Here is a 15660-nt window from a genome sequence, read left to right on the forward strand (position 1 = left end):
CCGGTTCGGCGTGGGCCGGGACTTCCTAGCCTGGTGCCATGAGCGACACGCGTCGACCGGCCGGCCTGCTGTGCGACCTGGGCCTCGCCGTGGTGTTCCTCCTCGGCCTGGCGTTCACCGCCGTCATGCTCGCGGACAGTTGGGGTCCCCGGTACGCCGTGCTCGACGGGACGGTCGGCGCGACCGTCTGTCTGCTGGCCCTGCGCCGCCGCCGGGACCCGGTCCGCACGGCGGCGGCCGGGCTCGGCGTGGCGGCCGTCGCCGTCGTGGTCGCCCACGTCGCGGGCCTGCCGCAGGAGCCCGGCCCGATCACCGGGCTGGCGCTGGCCGTGCTGGTCGGCTCCGTGATCCGGGCCCGGCCGGTGCGGACCGCCACCGCCGTCGGCGGCACCGGTCTGCTGGTGATCGTCGGCAGCCTGCTCACGTCGCTGGACAACCGGCACGGCTTCTCCGCGGTGACGGTGTTCGCCGTGCTGTGCTGGCTGGCCGCCGTCGCGGTCGGCGTCGCGCTGCGCCTCACCGACGCCCGCGGCCGGGCCACCACCGAGCGGGTACGCCGGGACGAGCGGCTCGCGCTGGCCCGTGAGCTGCACGACGTGGTCGCCCACCACGTCACCGGCATCGTCGTGCAGGCCCAGGCCGCGCAACTGGTCGCCGCGAAGCGGCCGGCGGAGGTGCCGGCGATGCTGGCCGGGATCGAGCTGTCCGGCGCCGACGCGCTGGCCGCCATGCGCCGGGTGGTCGGGCTGCTCCGGGACACCGATGACGCGGCTCCCGCCCCGCCCGACCCGGAACAGCTCACCGACCTGGTGGCCCGGTTCGACCGGCTCGGCCCGCCGGTGCGGCTCCGGCTGCCCGCCGGTGACCACGGGTGGCCACCCACCGGTGACCTCGCCTGGCCGCCGGAGGTGACCACCACGGTCCACCGGATCGTGCAGGAGTCCCTGACCAACGTGTCCCGGCACGCCCCACACGCCGGGTCGGTGACCGTCACCGTCGACAGGTGCTCCGAAGGGGTGTCCGTCGAGGTGGTGGATGACGCGCCGCCGGCGCCCGCGCGGGTCGGCCACCGTGGCGGCTACGGTCTGGTCGGCATGCGCGAGCGCGTCCGGACACTGGGCGGCACGCTGACCGCCGGCCCCCGCGACGGTCGGGGCTGGGCCGTCCGGGCCACGCTCCCCCTCCCGGCTCGGACTCCACGATGAGCATCCGGGTGCTGGTCGCCGACGACCAGGCGATGATCCGGGGCGGGCTGCGGCTCATCCTGGAGGACCAGCCGGACATCACCGTGGTGGGCGAGGCGTCCGACGGCGTCGGGGCGGTCGCCGAAGCCCGCCGGCTGCGCCCGGACGTCTGCCTGGTCGACATCCGGATGCCCCGCCTCGACGGGATCGAGGTGACCCGGGCGCTGGCCGGCCCGGGGACGCCGAACCCGCTGCGGGTCATCGTGGTGACCACGTTCGATCTGGACGAGTACGTCTACGGCGCGCTGCGCAACGGCGCGGTCGGTTTCCTGCTCAAGGACGCCGGGCCGGCGCTGCTGGTCGAGGCGGTCCGGGCCGCGCACAACGGCGACGCGCTGGTGTCCCCGTCGGTGACGCTGCGGCTGCTCAAGCACGTCGCGGCGGCGACCCGGCCGGCGTCCGGCCGGGCGCTGCCCCGGCTCTCCGCGCGGGAGGTCGAGGTGGTCCGGGCGATCGCACGCGGGCGGACCAACCGGGAGATCGCGGCCGAGCTGTTCATCTCGTTGAGCACCGTGAAGAGCCACCTCTCCGGCATCCAGACCAAGCTGGGCGCCCGCAACCGGGTGGAGATCGCGGCCTGGGCCTGGGAGAACCGGGTGGTCGAAGGCGCCTGACCGGCTCATGCCGGCGGCTCGACGAGCGGCCGGCGGAACGGGCTCCAGCCGAGGAAGCGCTGGTACATCTGCTGCGGGCTCGGACCGTCGTGCGGGTTGAGGTGGTAGAAGTCGCGCATCGCCTCGTAGAGCAGCCCGGCCAGGTAGATGGTCATCGCGGCGAGGTTGCGGTCGTACTCGGCCTTGAGCGCGAGCCGGGCGTGCGGGCAGGGCCACGGCTCACCGTCGGCCCGGCACGCCCACGTCGGGCGCACCGGCGTGTGCGGTACGGCCGCGCCGTAGCCGTGCGGGCGGTCGGGCTCGGTGGAGACCGGCGGACGCGCACCGACCCGGGAGTACATGAGGGCGGTCGACGAGCGGTTCGCGACCGGCGGGCGGTTCGAGCGGATGCTGCGCGCGCTGGCGTCGCTCGACGCCGATCCGGCGTGGCTGCGCGAGTGGATCGAGGTGGAGCGGGAGGCGACCACGTTACGCTGGTTCGAGCTGGCCTACCTGCCCGGCCGGAGAGTGCGACCGCATCGTGGCGGGCCGCGTGGAGCGGCAGGCGATCCTGACCGGGCCGCGACCGCCGCAGCTCATCGCCGTCGTCGACGAGGCGGTGCTCCGCCGGCCGGTGCTCGACGCGCCGGGCCTGATGGCGGAGCAGTTCGACCGGCTGGTGGAGCTGGCCGTGCTGGAGCACGTCCAAATTCACGTGGTGCCGGTCGACGCCGGGATGTACCTGGGTCTGGCCGGGCAGTTCATCATCGCCGAACTGCCCGACGGCTCCCGAGTGATCCACGCCGACAACCAGCTCACCGCGCAGATCGTCGACGCGCCGGCCGACGTTGCTAGGCTCGCCCGGACGTGGGAGATGGTGCGCAACGAAGCGCTCCCCCGCCGCCAGTCCCTCAAGCTGATCAAGGAAGTGGCGAAGGGATAGAACTGACCACCCCTGCGTGGCGGAAGGCGACCCGGTCCGGCGGCAACGGCGGTTCCTGCGTGGAGGTCGCCGACAACCTGCCGGGCGTCGTGCTGGTCCGCGACACCAAGGACCGCGACGGCGGCACCCTGCACGTCGCCGCCGCGTCCTGGCAGTCGTTCGTGGACCTGGCCAAGCGGCTCGGTCCCACCGCCTGACCCACCCGCGACGGGCTCAGTCCGGGGGCGTCACCCGCTCGCCGAGCCACTGCTCGGCGTCCCAGGCGTGGAACCGTTCCCGCTCGGTGGACCCCAGCTTCGCCGCGAGGCGCATCGAGGTGGCGCCAGAGGTAGGCCTTGCCACCTTCCGGGCGTCAACACCCACTACAGGCTACGAACGTGATGGCGTCAACGAGTCACCCGCAACACGCGCGACGAACACGGAAGCCCGACGATCGCCGGGCCCACCCGCCTGACCCATCCTCGCCATCAAGTTTGTAGCGTGCCGGGACCACTTGCCCTCACCGGACTTCGACCAGACGCGTCAGCTCGGACGGCGCTGGACCCGCCGGAACGCGACCGCCGCCAGCAGGCCGGCGAGCACCAGGTAGCAGCCCGACTCCAGCCACTGGACCGACCAGTACCGACCGACCGGCTGGTAGGCGACGTCCACGTGCAGGTCGTGGTCGGCCAGGCAGGTCGCGGTGTCGCCGAACGGCCCCTCCGCCGCGCCGGTCCTCGGCGGGTCGGTCCTCGGCGGGTCGGTCCTCGGCGGGTCGGTCCTCGGCGGGTCGGTGAAACACCTGTCGAAGATCGCCCGGTCCAGCGCCGTGCCATCGCGGGTACGCAGCTCGCTGACGTCGGTGATCCAGGCGTCCGGCAGGGTCAGCCCCTTCACCACCGGCGCCCCGGTGATGCCGCCCAGGCCGCGTGCCTGGTTGATGGCCGAGGCGGTCATCGGCAGCGTGACGTGCTCGGCCGGCAGCAGGTGTGGCCGGACCAGGTTCGGCACCAGGAACTGGACCACCACGAAGACCAGCGCGGTCACCGCCATGGCCGGCACGGTGCGGCGCACCACCAGCCCGATCAGGACCCCGAGGACGACGGCGAACACCGCGTACGCCACCGGGGCGAGGTTGCGGGCACCGAACAGGACGGTGCTGAAGCGGTTGTCCGCGAACCGGTCGACCGGGCTCATCGCCCAGGTCACCAGCGCGGCGGCGACACCGGTCACGGCCATGGCGGCCAGCCCGACCACGGTCAGCTTGACCGCGAGCCAGCGACGGCGGGTCACGCTCTGGTTCCAGACCAGTCGTTGGGTGCCGGCCTCCAGCTCCCGGGCCACCAGCGGCGCGCCCCAGAACATGCCGAGCAGGCCGGGCACCGGCGCGAGCAGCGCCGCCAGATAGAGCGAGGTGTTCTCGTAGTCGACCGCGAGCTGGGCCAGCCGGGGGCAGTCGGACCGGCCGGCGCACTGGGCCCGGTAGGCGTCCTCGGCGTCCCGGACGTCCAGGCCGAGGTGCACGACGTACGCGGTGAACAGCGCCAGCGCGGCCACGCCGACCAGGGCCGGCACGCGGAACTGCCGCCAGGTGAGCCAGCTCATCGGTCCCCCTCCCCCGCCGCCCGGGTCAGATAGCTCAGCACCAGGTCCTCCAGCCCGACCGGCGTCACGCGCCACGGCCCGCACGGCGGCGGGCCGTCGACCCGCACGACGGCGTCGATGTGCGCCCCGGTGTGCCGGGTCGCGACCGCCTCCACCCCGGCCGGCAGCCGGTCCCGCTCATCGCGCGGGCCGACCAGCCGGTGGTGCCGGGTCAGCAGGTCGGCCACGTCGCCGGCGACCTGCACCCGGGACCCACCGAGGACGACGAGGTGGTCGCAGGCCCGGGCCACGTCGCCGAGCAGATGGGAGGAGAGGATGGCGGTGGCGCCCAGTTCGGTGACCACCTCCATCAGGTCGCGCAGGAAACCGTCGCGGGCCAGCGGGTCCAGCGCGGCGGCCGGCTCGTCGAGGATCAGCAGATCGGGACGCTTGGCCACGGCGACGGTGAGCGCCAACTGCGCCCGCTGGCCGCCGGAGAGCCGGCCCGCCCGCTGACCCGGGTCGAGTCCCACCCGGGCGATCCGCCGCGCCGCCAGCGCCGGATCCCAGGTCGGGTTCAGCTTCGCGCCCATCCGCAGGTGGTCGGCGACCGAGAGGGCGGCGTACACCGGGGTGTCCTGGGCGACGAAACCGACCCGGGCCAGGTGCGCGGCGTTCGCCGCGGGCGGCGAGCCGAGCACCCGGAGCGTGCCCGCGGTCGGTGTGGTCAACCCGCAGGCGAGATTCAGCAGCGTGGACTTGCCGGCGCCGTTCGGGCCGACCAGCCCGACCACCCGGCCCCGGGGGACGTCGAGGTCGCAGTCGACGAGCGCGGGCCGACGACCGTACCGTTTCGTCAGGCCCCGGGCGTGGACGGCGAGTTCGGAAAGTGACATGCCCCGATCCTGCGGATCGGGGCCGTCGCCGGCATCGGTCCGGAGAAGGGCCGACCGCCCCGGGCCGTCGTCCTTTCGGCCGGTTTCCGAGCCGGGGCGGCGGGCCTGTCAGCCGGTCAGCACGACAGTGTCCCCTCGTCGCCCGGGTCGACGCCCAGCACCTCGGTGAACCGGCGGTACGCGTCGACCCGGTCCCGCACCTGCCCGGGGTTGCCGCCGCCGCACTCCAGCGCCCCGTTGATGCTGCGGACCGTCCCGCCGAACCCGGCGCCGCCGGTGATCGCCGCGTGCGGCGTGGTGGTGCCCGCGCCGGACTGGGTCATCCAGAACCAGAGCGCGGTCCGCCACGCCACCGCCGGGTCGCTCGCGACCAGGTCCGGGTTGCCGAGCAGGTCGACCCCGAGCGCGTCGCCGGCCGCCTGGTAGTTGTAGTTCCAGCTCAGTTGCAGCGGGCCGCGCCCGTGGTAGGCGGTCCGGCCGGCCGGGCACCCGTAGGGCCGGGAGCCGTCGCAGTAGGTGCCCCACGCCGCCCGGTCGATCTCGTCGACGTGGACCAGGCCCTCGGTCTCGTGGTCGACGTTGGCCAGGAACGCGGCCAGTTCCCGCTTGCGGGTCCGCTCGTCGCCGGTGGTGGCGAACGCGGGGAACGTCGCCATCGCGTCGGTGAGCCCGGCGTACGTGTAGAAGGCGTTGCGGCCGGGGAACATGGCGTCGAACGTCGACCCGGTCAGCACCGTGCCGTCGCCCTCCGGCACCACCCGCTTGTTCGATCCGGCCCGCGGGGGCACCGACGGGGTCGGTGAGGCGGTGGACGTGTCCGTCCCGCCGACCGTGTAGCCGGCGAACAGGCCGCGCACCCGGAACGGGTAGCTGTCCAGCAGGATGACCGGCATGCCGCCCTGGGCCTCGACCGCCGCCGTGCCCTGGTCCCAGGCCATCAGTGTCAGCGTGAGATGGTCACCGACCACCTTCTTGTCGTCGAGCATCCGCTGGGTCTCCTCGGCCAGGTGGCAGAACCACCGGGCGTGGGCGTGGATGGAGTCCTCCGGGTCCAGCGCCGACGCCTCGCCACTGTCGTCGTCGTCCTCGCCGTACTGCGCGAAGACCTCGGGCGTCAACTGGGACAGGCCCTTGCGGCCCTCCTGGCCCTCCTTGTCCGCGTCGAAGTCCGACGCGTACTCGATCTGGGCGGCGAGGATCACGGGGGTGAGCAGGTCGCACTCCCGGGCCGCCGCCTCGATCGGCGCGACCAGGTCGGCGTCGGGCACACCCGAGGAGTCGAACCGGCCGCGACCGTCGCCCCCGGCCAACTGGGTGAGGACGCTGCCCCCGGCGCCGGGGCCGAGCGTGCTCTCCGGATCCGGCGAGTACGAGGTCAGCTGCGACCCGCTGAGCAGGATGATGATCACCAGAACGATCAGGGCCAGCGCCGCCATCGCCGCCAGCGGGAACATGCCGACCATCGAGAGGAGCAGCCAGGTGAGCTGGGTGGCGCCCAACCGGCCCGTCGCCGTCTGCTGCGCCGCCCGCGCCGCCGCCAACTTCGACACCGGCCGTCACCCGGCCCGCTGGTGCCAGGCCGCCGACGCCCGCTCGGTGACCGCCCGCGCCTCGGCCGCCGCCGCCGCCGCGATCGGCGCCGCGTCCGGCTCCTTGTACCAGGGACGCAACCGGATCACCGCCGGCCGCACGCCGGTCGCCAGCAGCAGCGCGGTGCCCTTCGGCAGCGCCCGGATCCGGTCCGCCGGCAGCACCTGCTCCTGCCGGTACGACACCGACCGGCTGCCGCCGTCGCGGGACCGGGAGTAGGTCGGGGTACGCACGTCGTGCTGGCCGACGAGGCGGGCGACCTTGTCCACGAAGTCGGCGTCGTCCAGCCCGGCGCCCAGCAGCTTGACCGTGGCGGCGCTCCACAACGCGTCCATCCCCGCCTCGCCCCAGACCCGCACCCCCTGCCGGTAGCTCTGCAACAGCGTCACCACGCTGACGCCGCGGGAGCCGAGATGGCTGTAGAGGTCGGGCAGGTCGGCGATGCGGCACACGTTCGCCGCCTCGTCCAGCACGGCGGTCATCGGCGGGTCCAACCGGCCGCCCATCCGTTCGGCGGCCACCACACCGGCCCGGACCACGGCGTCCGCCAGCCCGGCGATCACCCCGGCGGCGGACCCGCCGCCGTCCTTGGACAGCAGGTAGAGCGTGTCCCGGCCGAGCACGTGCTCCGCCGGGACGAACTCCGGGCGGTCCGGGTCCGGGCTGACCCAGGCCAGGATCTCCGGGTCGAGCAGGCAGGCCACGCACTGTCGGGCCGTCTCGTAGATGCCGTCGCGGGTCTCCACCGCCCCGCGTACGGTGCCCTGGAGTTGGTCGGCCATGGCGGTCAGCCCGGCGTCGCGGAGCAGGTCGATGGGACTACGGTCGGCCGGGTCGGCGAGCCAGGCCAGCATCTCGACGACCGGCACGCCGCCACGCGCGGCGGCCAGGAGGAGCGCGGTCAGCGTGTTCTGCGCCGCGGCGGTCCAGAAGTCCCGCTTCGACGCGTCGTCGTTGACCGAGCTGACGAAGTGACCGGCGAGCCGCCGCGCGCCCTCCGGGTTGTGGCAGCCGCCGAGCATGTCCCACCACATCGCCCGCTCGGTGTACGCGATGCCCTGCGGGTCGAACGTCCACACCCGGCCGATCCGGGCCCGCTCCTGCCGGGTGACCAGGTAGACGTCCGACTTGTTGGACGTGAGCAGCACCGCGCCGGGCGCGCGCAGCACCCGTGGGATGGCGATCCCGGTGGACTTCCCGGAACGCGGCGCCATCAGGTCGAGTTCCACGTCCTCGTAGGAGGACCGCAGCTCGGGGCCCGACGGCAGCAGGTCGCCGAGCAGGTTGCCGGTGTCGTCGGGGCGCAGTCGGGGCACGTCCCGCAGCGACGGGCGCAGTTCGCGGGCCCGCGCCTCGGCCGCCCGGCCCGTCATGGTCCGCAGGTCGGCCGCACCGGCGAGGTTCGCCGGCCGACCCAGTCGACGGACCACGGCGCGGGTGGCCGCGAACACCGGGACGGCGGCGAACGGGACCAGCCCGGCCGCGCCGCCGTACACCAGGGCCGACGGCACGCCCGGCCACACCGCCCCGGCGTCGCCGCCGAGCAGGCTCAGGTAGACGTCGAGGCGGAACGGCGGCGGGCGCCAGCCGTAGCCGCCCACCGCGGCGGCGAGCGTGCCACCGAGCCAGAGCAGGGCGAAGGCGGTTAGGTTGATCAACGCGAGCACGGGGACCAGCCAGGCCAGGTGGTCCCCGCCGCCGCGCTTCACCGGTGCTCCAGGTCGGGCCGGGAGCCGGCCGTGACGGCCCGCACCACCGCGTCCCGCTCGGCGCGCATCCGCTCCGCGTCGCCGTTGGCGATCCACCGCGTGTTCGTGTCGTGCAGGTGCCGCTCGGCGTCGGTGATCGCGACCCGGATCGGGATGCCGGGCCTCCCACCGACCTTGATCAGGAAGCGGCCCCGGCCGGGCGGTTCCTCGTTGCCGCCGTCCTGGGCCCAGCCGGCCGGCGAGGACCAGGACGAGACCAGCTCGATCTCGCGCCGGGACAGCCCGACCACGCGGGCCAGCTCCTCCATCTCCGCCCTCGGCAGGCCGGCGCAGGCGACCATGCCGGCCCGCTCGACGAACCCGCGCGCCTTGGCCTTGTCCGCCTCGCTGCCCAGCGCCTCGGCGTCCTTCAACGTGTGGGTGATCTTCGCGTCGGCCAGACCGAGCGAGCGGTTCAGCCGGGTGAGCGCGTCGATCCGGTCGACGATGCCGGAGGCCGCCCGCAGCGGGCGCCACAGCTCGTCCAGGACGGTGAAGAACCAGCGCCGGGGCGCCAGACCCGCGTCGGCGAGGGCATGCGACGCGGACACCGTGCCCAGGCCGTCCGACCAGGCGGCGAGCATCGCGGCGGCGGTCAACTGCCCGTCCGCCTCGCCGATGCGGGAGATGTCGATGCAGACCGCGGTGGCGTCCGGGTCGATCCGGGTCGCCGTCTCCGACGCGAACGTGTCACCGAGCGGGCCGTCCACGATGCCGAGCAGCGACCGGTGCAGCGGGTCCACCGCGTCCCGGTACCGGGACTCCTGCCCCCGGTCCAGCGTGACCTGCCGGACCTGCGGCGGCCCGGCCTCCAGCACCGCGAGCAGGTCCGGCAGCCGGTACGTCCGGCCCGGCGCGGTGCGCTCGCGCAGATGTCGCAGGCAGGCCGAGAGCACCGACTGCTCGTGGTCGCTGATCGGCGCGCCCCGCACGATGGTCAGCAGGGCGGCCACCATGTTCAGCACCCGGCCGTGGGACTCGGCGGACAGCGCCTCGCCGGCCTGCCCGCCGATCCGCGCCGCCGCCGCGCCCATCGCGCCCGGGTCGAGCACGTTGAGCCCGCCGACGCCCCGGGCGATGGAGATGACCTGCCCACCGAGCGCGCGGACGGTGTCCGCGTAGTCGGGCTTGAGGTCGCCGAGCACCAGCGGGACGACGCCCTGCCCGGCCAGGCCGATCAGCATCCGGTTGATCAGCGTCGACTTGCCCAGACCCGGCATGCCGAGCATGAACAGCGACGGGTTGGAGATGTACCGCGCCCGGGTGAACCAGTTGAGCGGGTCCCCGCAGACCGTGGCGCCGGTGCTGATGTGCTGGCCGAGCGGGACGCCGGTCATCGGCGCGCCCGAGCCGGAGGCGAACGGCCAGAGCCCGCACGCCTGCACCGTGGTGGCCCGCCACATGGCCGGCGGGTCCAACGTGGCCACCCGGCCGCCACCCAGCTCGGGCGAACCGCGGTGCGGCACCGCGTCGACCCGGTCCATCCGGGCCAGCCGCTGCCGGTACCGGTGCTCGGCCGCCTCCTCCGCGGCCCGCCGCCGGCGCGCCCGCCGCAGCGCCCGCGGAGTCTGCTCGCCGGTCTCGTCGGGCTCCCGGTCCTGCGCCTCGACCGGCGGCACCACCAGGCCGGACATCGCGGTGACCGGCCCGGACGTCCCCCGTGGCCAGCCCGCGCCGAGATCCAGCACCCGCGCGCCGTCCGCGCCCACCCCGGCCGTCACAACGCCTCCTGAAGGTCCTGCGGGACGATCGACTGCTCCCAGGGCAGGATGCCGACCGGAAGCGCGCAGGTGAACGCCGCGGCCTGCAACCGGTCCGCCGGTCGCATCGCGATCCGGGTCGCGCCGAGCAGGTTCCGCATGGTCACGTTCGCGTCGCGCACCTCGGCGACCGAGTCGACGGTCAACGTCACCAGCATCGAGAACTCCACCAGGCCGGCGCCCGAGGCCTCCTCCGCCGCGGTCTGCTCGGCCGCCTGGATCTCCGCGACCGCCCGGGCGCGGACCAGGCCCTTGGTCGAGTTCGCCATGAACTGGGCGGACCGGCGGTCGGACTCGACGATCCGGGCGGAGGTCGCCGGGTCGATCGGGCGGTAGACCAGGGCCACCCGCTTGCGGCGGATGCCGGCGGCCGGGTCGAGCAGGCTGCGCAGGATCCCGGAGCGCACCACGCCGCGCGGCGCCATGGTCAGCAGCCAGCTCCGGGACACCCCGGAGTCGTGCTGGTACGCGGTGACCGTCTCGACCGTGGCGGCCGGCCCGGCGTCGTCCCACTCCAGGCCGGTGCCGCCGTGCTGGGCGCGTACGTCGAGCACCTCGGCCGCGGCGGCCGGGTCGTACGCGACGCGGACGACCTCGGCGATCCGTTCCGCCGACAGCGGCTCCGCCGAGCCCCCGCCGGCGGCCACCAGCCCGTTGAGCACCCCCTGCAACCGCAGCGCCAGGTCGGCGAGCATGGCGTCGTCGTCGCGCCGGCCGCCGCCCGGCGCCGAGTAGGTGAGCGTCAGGTAGGTGTTCATCTCCGAGGACGCGTCCGGGTAGGAGCGGACCACCTCCTCCATCACCGCCCGGGCGGCGGGCGGCGCGTTCGGGGAGAGCCGGCCCAGCACCTCGGTGGCGAGCCGGGTGCCCGGGTCGGGGGCGGTCTCCACCACCACCGACGCGCCGCGCAGCCCTGGCTCGTGCGCCAGCCGGGACAGCCACTCCCCCCACAGCGCCACCCACGTGTCGACCTGGTCCGGGTCGACGAGCGACCCGCCGTCCGGCTCGCAGCTCAGCACGATCGTGTACTGGTGCCGGTTGCGGTGGTGCAGCACGCCGAACGGCCGGTCGTACGGGTCGCGTCCCTCCAGCATGGTCACCCGGCTCAGCAGCCCGGGCGGGCGGAACCGGCCACCGGGCCGGGTGGACAGCGGTCCGGAGACGTAGAGGTGCTGCCGCTTCGACCGGCGGCGCATCCACCCGACCCGGACGCCGGCCATCTGGAAGACGTTGCGGCCGTCCTGGGTGCGGATCGCCAACGGCGCCAGCACCAGCGCGAACGGGAGCCCCACCACCAGGGCCGCGTCCAGCGAGATCATGGACGCGATCAGGACCACCACGAGACCGCCGAAGAGGCCGAAGGTCCCGATCAGGCCCAGCGAGCCCAGGCCGGCCTTGCGGGGACGGCGCCAGTTGCCGTACGTCGGTGTCTTGATCTGTTCGGTTGCCGTGCTCATGCTCGTCCTCCTGGGCCGGCCTACTGTCGGTCGGATTGCGGCAGCGCTCCCCCGGCGATGCCGGCGGCGTGCCGGTGGGTGCCGGCGAGGGCGCCGGCGCTCTTCTGTGCGGTCCAGGCGGCGGCGCCGACCGCGCCGACGACCGCGCCGCCGACGACCCGCCCGGCCGTCGACGCGACGCCGCGTCCGCCGCCACCGGACGAACCGCCGCCGGACGGCGCCGCGTTCTCGGGCGCCGGGGCGCCGCCGCCGGACGCGGGCCGCCCGCCGGACGCCGAACCGCCACCGCCGCTGCCTGACCCGCCACCGCTGCCGGCGGACCCGCCGCCGGACGTCGCGGCCCCGCCGGCCCTGGACGCCCCGCCGGCCTTCGACGCCCCGCCGGACCCCGACCCGCCGCCGCCCCGGGCCGCGCCGGAGGGTGAGCCGCCACCGCCACCGCCCGGCGCCCGGGCCGCGCCGCCGCCGTGACCGCCGCCGGCGATCCGCCTGGCCCCGCTCGCCACGGCGCCCGCCGCCGCCGCGCCGGCGCCGACGCCGGCGCCCACGCCGTCGCCCGAACCCAGTGCCGCCATGGCCGGTACGACCAGCCGCATCAGCGCGGGCAGCGCGACCGCGGCCATCAGCAGGATGGCGGCCCCGGCCAGCTTGTAGTGCTTGGCGTCGCCGTCGACCGAGCCGATCATGGCGGCCCCGGAGTACATGATCAGACCGACCACCGGTTTGAACGCCAGCCAGGCCACCATCCAGGCGATGTGCTTGCGCCACCACCCGCCGCCCGACTCGGTCATCGACGCGGCGGCGGCCAGCGGCAGCGTGCCGGTGAGCAGCACCATCGCGCCGAGCCGCAGATACATCAGGATCACGTGGATGCAGCCGGCGACCAGCAGCAGCAACCCGATGATGATCAGCAGGAACGCGGTCAGCCCGTCGGTCCCGCAGTTGGCGATCAGTTTGAGCTGCGCCTTGATGCCCTGGTCGTAGAGGTGGTCGCTGTAGCGGTCGGCCTCGGTGGCGAGCAGGTTGAGCACGGTCCACGCGGCGCCCACCGTGAGCACCATCCGGACCAGGCCCAGCAGTGCCGTCCAGAGCGCCTGCCCCCGGCGCAGCAACGCCATCCGGAACGCCGCGGCCAGCAACGACGCCACCGCGATGGACACCACGAGCCAGTTGGTCTGCAGATGGATCTGGTTGTTGATCGTCTCGTCGCCGAGCGTCGGCACGTCGCCGAGGTTGGCGAACAACTCCACCGCCGCGCCCAGGATGGCGCCCGCGATGTCACTGAGGATGCCGTCGATCCCGCGCTCGAAGAAGCCGACGACCTGCCCGATCTCCCCGATGTAGACGGCGTCGCCGGTCGCGCACTCAGCCATCGCCGACCCCCCGCCACAGCACGAAGCCGGTCAGCGACACGACCGCGGTGACCGGCCCGTACAGGCCGCCGGAGGTCAACGGGCGCAGCCGCCAGTCGACGTCGTTCCAGTCCGCCGTGTAGTCGACCGAGAAGTACCGCGCGGTCGCCTGCCGGACCAGCACCCGGACCACCGCCGTGCGGGGCGTGTACCGCACCACCAGGAACCCGGCCAGCCGGTTGGTGGTCTGCGGCGGGCCGCCCTCCTCCAGCGACTCGCGCATGGCGTCGAAGTAGTCCCGCCCGAGCCCGGGCACGAGCTGCTGCCGGCTGACCGTACGCCAGTCCGGACCGCTCATCTGGCGGGAGATCGTGTGCACCGCCAGCACCGCCCCCATCGGGGTGTGCGCGAAGCACCAGCGCAGCGGCCCGGTGGTGCGCAGCGGCCCGGCCGAGGCGGAGAACGGCGTCTGCGCCCCGTTGACCGGCCGCCAGGTGACGTCGTCCGGCGCCTCGACCGGGATCTGCTGCGCGGTGTCCGCGGTGCGGCAGCCCTGCGGTCGCGACCCGTCCGGCCCGAGACCGCCGATCACCGGCCCGGTCGCGGGAGCGGCCCGGGTGGCGTCGTCCCCGCCGCCGTAGACCGCCGCGCCGACGCCGGCGCAGAGGGCCAGCACGACGAAGGCCGCCGACACCTGCCACCGGCGTTGCCGCCAGAACGGCCCGCCCTCCACCGGCTCGGACGCGTGTCGTGAGCGCACGGTCAGTTCCCCTCGCCCTGACCGCCGGTGCCGAAGACCCAGCTCACGATCGGGCCCGCGGTGGCGACCAGGATGCAGCCGCCCAGCACCATGCCCAGCCGGCTCATGTGCTCCGAACTCTCGCCCCGCTTGTGCGAGATGGCCATCACCGCGCCGGTGATCAGCACGCCGAGGACGCCGGCGGCGGTGCCCGCCCAGGCGACCAGGCCGAGCGCCTGCTCGACCTTCGTGGCGAGCTGCCCGGGCACCGAGTTGCCGCCGGTGGACGGCTGTGGCACCCCGCCGCCGGACGACTCGGGGTCGGGCTCGAGACGGAAGCGGAACCCGACCGGGATCCGCACCAGCCCGCTGTAGTAGATGTCGGAGAGGGCCATGGGGTGCTCCTTCGATGTCAGGGAGGGGTCGGTCAGCCGGCCGGCGGCCGGTCGGGTCGGGTGGTCACTGGCTGAACCCGAGCGCTTCGACGATCGGTCCGGCGGTGGTCGCGAGCAGGCACGCCGCCATCACGAACGCGATCTGCTTGGTGTACTCGGTCCGCTCCTCCAGCGCGCCGCGCCGCAACTGCGACGCCAACGTCATGCCGGTCAGCAGCAGGCCGACCACGGCGGCGGCGCTCACACACCACGCCATCAGCGTGAGCAGCTGCACGACCGGCGCTTGGGCGTCGTCGACGTCCACCTCGTACGGTGCGATCGACGGGGTGCTGAAGCTCTTCTTGTTGATCGCGTTCTCGCACGTGAACTTGCCCGCGTACAGGGCGCCCTTGAGCGTGCACGAGTGGGATCCGGTGATCTCCACGTTGTCCTTGGTCCGCGAGTGGCCGCTCAGGTCCACGAGCATCTCGACGTCCATCCAGACCGTGTCCCCGTCGGTGTACTCGGCGGTCAGGTCGAACGAGCCGTCGGTCGAGCCCTTCTTGCCCGAGCAGACCCGGTCGCCGTGCCCGGCCGGGTAGGTGTTCACCGTGGTGGTGGTCTTCAGGCAGATCTTGTAGAGGAACGCGGCGCCGCCGCCGTCGACGGTCACCGTGTAGCTGCCCGCGGCCACCGCCGCCGTCGGCGGGGCGAGGGTGAGCAGCGCCAGGACCAGGGCGACCAGGACCGGCCCGGACCGCATCGGCCGGGTCACCGCGTCCCCCGTCCCGGCCGGGCCTCCGCCAGGGCGGCCAGCCGGGCCAGTTGGCGGGGCAACTGCTTCGGCTCCACCCCCACCCGGTACGACGGGATCCACGGCACCCGGTGCACCGGGGCGATCGCGCGCAGCAGCCGGATCCGGCCGAGCAGCGGCGCCGGCAGCCGGCCCGGGGCGTCGGCGATCAGCACCACCCCCACCAGCCACATCCCGGCCGGATGCCGGCCCTCCCGCATCGCGTTCAACGCGCGGGAGACCGCCCGCAGACCGTCCAGGCCGGTCCGGCCGACCACCGCGACCCGGGCCGGTTCGCCGATCGCCGGGTCCGGCCACCGGCACCCGACGTCGGTGCCGCCGAACAGCCGGGTGAGGGTGCTGGCGCCGGCCCCGCCGTGCGCGCCGATCCAGCCGATGCCCTGGTCGGAGAGGACGTCGCGGTGTCGGGCCGGACGCTCGTCGCGCTCGGCTGGTCGCCGCAGCATCACCGGCTGGCTCATCGTCCGTCTCGCCTCCCTCGTTGCTCGCGTCGCGTCTGCCGGCCGCACTACGACGCGACCGCCCACCCGGTTCAGCACGGATCCCAGGTTTTTTCCGGAGCCCGTCCCCGGCCCGGCCCCACCGGT

At 74.5% G+C, this 15660-nt stretch carries 17 protein-coding genes; 4 read left to right on the plus strand and 13 right to left on the minus strand.

Annotated features, from left to right (window positions below; all coding sequences use genetic code 11):
- The first annotated feature begins 38 nt into the window (after nt 1-38).
- Together ACLQ2W_RS14210 and ACLQ2W_RS14215 are read left to right on the plus strand one after the other, a co-directional pair.
- A complete protein-coding gene (locus ACLQ2W_RS14210; protein ID WP_425786800.1) occupies nt 39-1205 on the plus strand; it encodes a sensor histidine kinase in 1167 nt (388 codons plus the stop codon).
- Nucleotides 1202-1858, plus strand: coding sequence for a response regulator (locus tag ACLQ2W_RS14215; RefSeq protein ID WP_405089938.1), 657 nt, complete (start codon nt 1202-1204; stop codon nt 1856-1858). Before ACLQ2W_RS14210 ends, ACLQ2W_RS14215 begins: the two co-directional genes overlap by 4 nt.
- Nucleotides 1859-1863: 5 nt before the next feature.
- Here ACLQ2W_RS14215 and ACLQ2W_RS14220 read toward each other — a convergent pair whose 3' ends face one another.
- Entirely contained in the window at nt 1864-2325 is a 462-nt protein-coding gene (locus ACLQ2W_RS14220; protein ID WP_425786801.1) for a hypothetical protein, read from the minus strand.
- On the opposite strand from ACLQ2W_RS14220, the gene ACLQ2W_RS14225 reads away from it, so the two are divergent.
- On the plus strand, nt 2277-2780 hold the full coding sequence (locus ACLQ2W_RS14225; protein ID WP_425786968.1) for a DUF5753 domain-containing protein: 504 nt from the start codon (nt 2277-2279) through the stop codon (nt 2778-2780). The two genes, ACLQ2W_RS14220 and ACLQ2W_RS14225, sit on opposite strands and share 49 nt — an antisense overlap.
- Nucleotides 2781-2782: 2 nt before the next feature.
- A complete protein-coding gene (locus ACLQ2W_RS14230) occupies nt 2783-2977 on the plus strand; it encodes a DUF397 domain-containing protein (RefSeq protein WP_425786969.1) in 195 nt (64 codons plus the stop codon).
- 16 nt (nt 2978-2993) lie between these two features.
- On the opposite strand, the gene ACLQ2W_RS14235 is transcribed toward ACLQ2W_RS14230, so the two are convergent.
- The 12 genes from ACLQ2W_RS14235 to ACLQ2W_RS14290 form a co-directional block, all read right to left on the minus strand.
- Nucleotides 2994-3122 (minus strand): hypothetical protein, encoded by a 129-nt coding sequence (locus ACLQ2W_RS14235; protein ID WP_405089939.1) that lies wholly within the window; start codon nt 3120-3122, stop codon nt 2994-2996.
- A 180-nt stretch (nt 3123-3302) separates the two neighbouring features.
- Nucleotides 3303-4364 carry an ABC transporter permease subunit gene (locus ACLQ2W_RS14240; RefSeq protein ID WP_425786802.1) on the minus strand — a complete coding sequence of 354 codons (1062 nt, stop codon included), beginning with the start codon at nt 4362-4364 and terminating at the stop codon, nt 3303-3305.
- Entirely contained in the window at nt 4361-5239 is an 879-nt protein-coding gene (locus ACLQ2W_RS14245) for an ABC transporter ATP-binding protein (RefSeq protein ID WP_425786803.1), read from the minus strand. The genes ACLQ2W_RS14240 and ACLQ2W_RS14245 overlap by 4 nt, the downstream gene beginning before the upstream one ends.
- Before the next feature lie 116 nt (nt 5240-5355).
- On the minus strand, nt 5356-6789 hold the full coding sequence (locus ACLQ2W_RS14250) for a glycoside hydrolase family 19 protein (protein WP_425786804.1): 1434 nt from the start codon (nt 6787-6789) through the stop codon (nt 5356-5358).
- A gap of 6 nt (nt 6790-6795) precedes the next feature.
- Nucleotides 6796-8538 (minus strand): type IV secretory system conjugative DNA transfer family protein, encoded by a 1743-nt coding sequence (locus ACLQ2W_RS14255; RefSeq protein ID WP_425786805.1) that lies wholly within the window; start codon nt 8536-8538, stop codon nt 6796-6798.
- Nucleotides 8535-10298, minus strand: a complete 1764-nt coding sequence (locus ACLQ2W_RS14260) for an ATP/GTP-binding protein (protein WP_425786806.1) — start codon at nt 10296-10298, stop codon at nt 8535-8537. The genes ACLQ2W_RS14255 and ACLQ2W_RS14260 overlap by 4 nt, the downstream gene beginning before the upstream one ends.
- Nucleotides 10295-11794, minus strand: coding sequence for an SCO6880 family protein (locus tag ACLQ2W_RS14265; RefSeq protein WP_405089945.1), 1500 nt, complete (start codon nt 11792-11794; stop codon nt 10295-10297). Before ACLQ2W_RS14265 ends, ACLQ2W_RS14260 begins: the two co-directional genes overlap by 4 nt.
- Nucleotides 11795-11814: 20 nt before the next feature.
- Nucleotides 11815-13167 (minus strand): hypothetical protein, encoded by a 1353-nt coding sequence (locus ACLQ2W_RS14270; RefSeq protein ID WP_425786807.1) that lies wholly within the window; start codon nt 13165-13167, stop codon nt 11815-11817.
- A complete protein-coding gene (locus ACLQ2W_RS14275) occupies nt 13160-13906 on the minus strand; it encodes a hypothetical protein (RefSeq protein WP_425786808.1) in 747 nt (248 codons plus the stop codon). Before ACLQ2W_RS14275 ends, ACLQ2W_RS14270 begins: the two co-directional genes overlap by 8 nt.
- Before the next feature lie 2 nt (nt 13907-13908).
- On the minus strand, nt 13909-14280 hold the full coding sequence (locus tag ACLQ2W_RS14280; protein ID WP_405089948.1) for a hypothetical protein: 372 nt from the start codon (nt 14278-14280) through the stop codon (nt 13909-13911).
- A gap of 64 nt (nt 14281-14344) precedes the next feature.
- Entirely contained in the window at nt 14345-15034 is a 690-nt protein-coding gene (locus ACLQ2W_RS14285) for a hypothetical protein (RefSeq protein ID WP_425786809.1), read from the minus strand.
- Nucleotides 15031-15534 carry a hypothetical protein gene (locus tag ACLQ2W_RS14290; RefSeq protein WP_425786810.1) on the minus strand — a complete coding sequence of 168 codons (504 nt, stop codon included), beginning with the start codon at nt 15532-15534 and terminating at the stop codon, nt 15031-15033. The genes ACLQ2W_RS14285 and ACLQ2W_RS14290 overlap by 4 nt, the downstream gene beginning before the upstream one ends.
- Nucleotides 15535-15660 lie beyond the last annotated feature (126 nt).

The sequence above is a fragment of the Micromonospora sp. DT227 genome (assembly GCF_049841835.1).
Lineage (GTDB): Bacteria > Actinomycetota > Actinomycetes > Mycobacteriales > Micromonosporaceae > Micromonospora.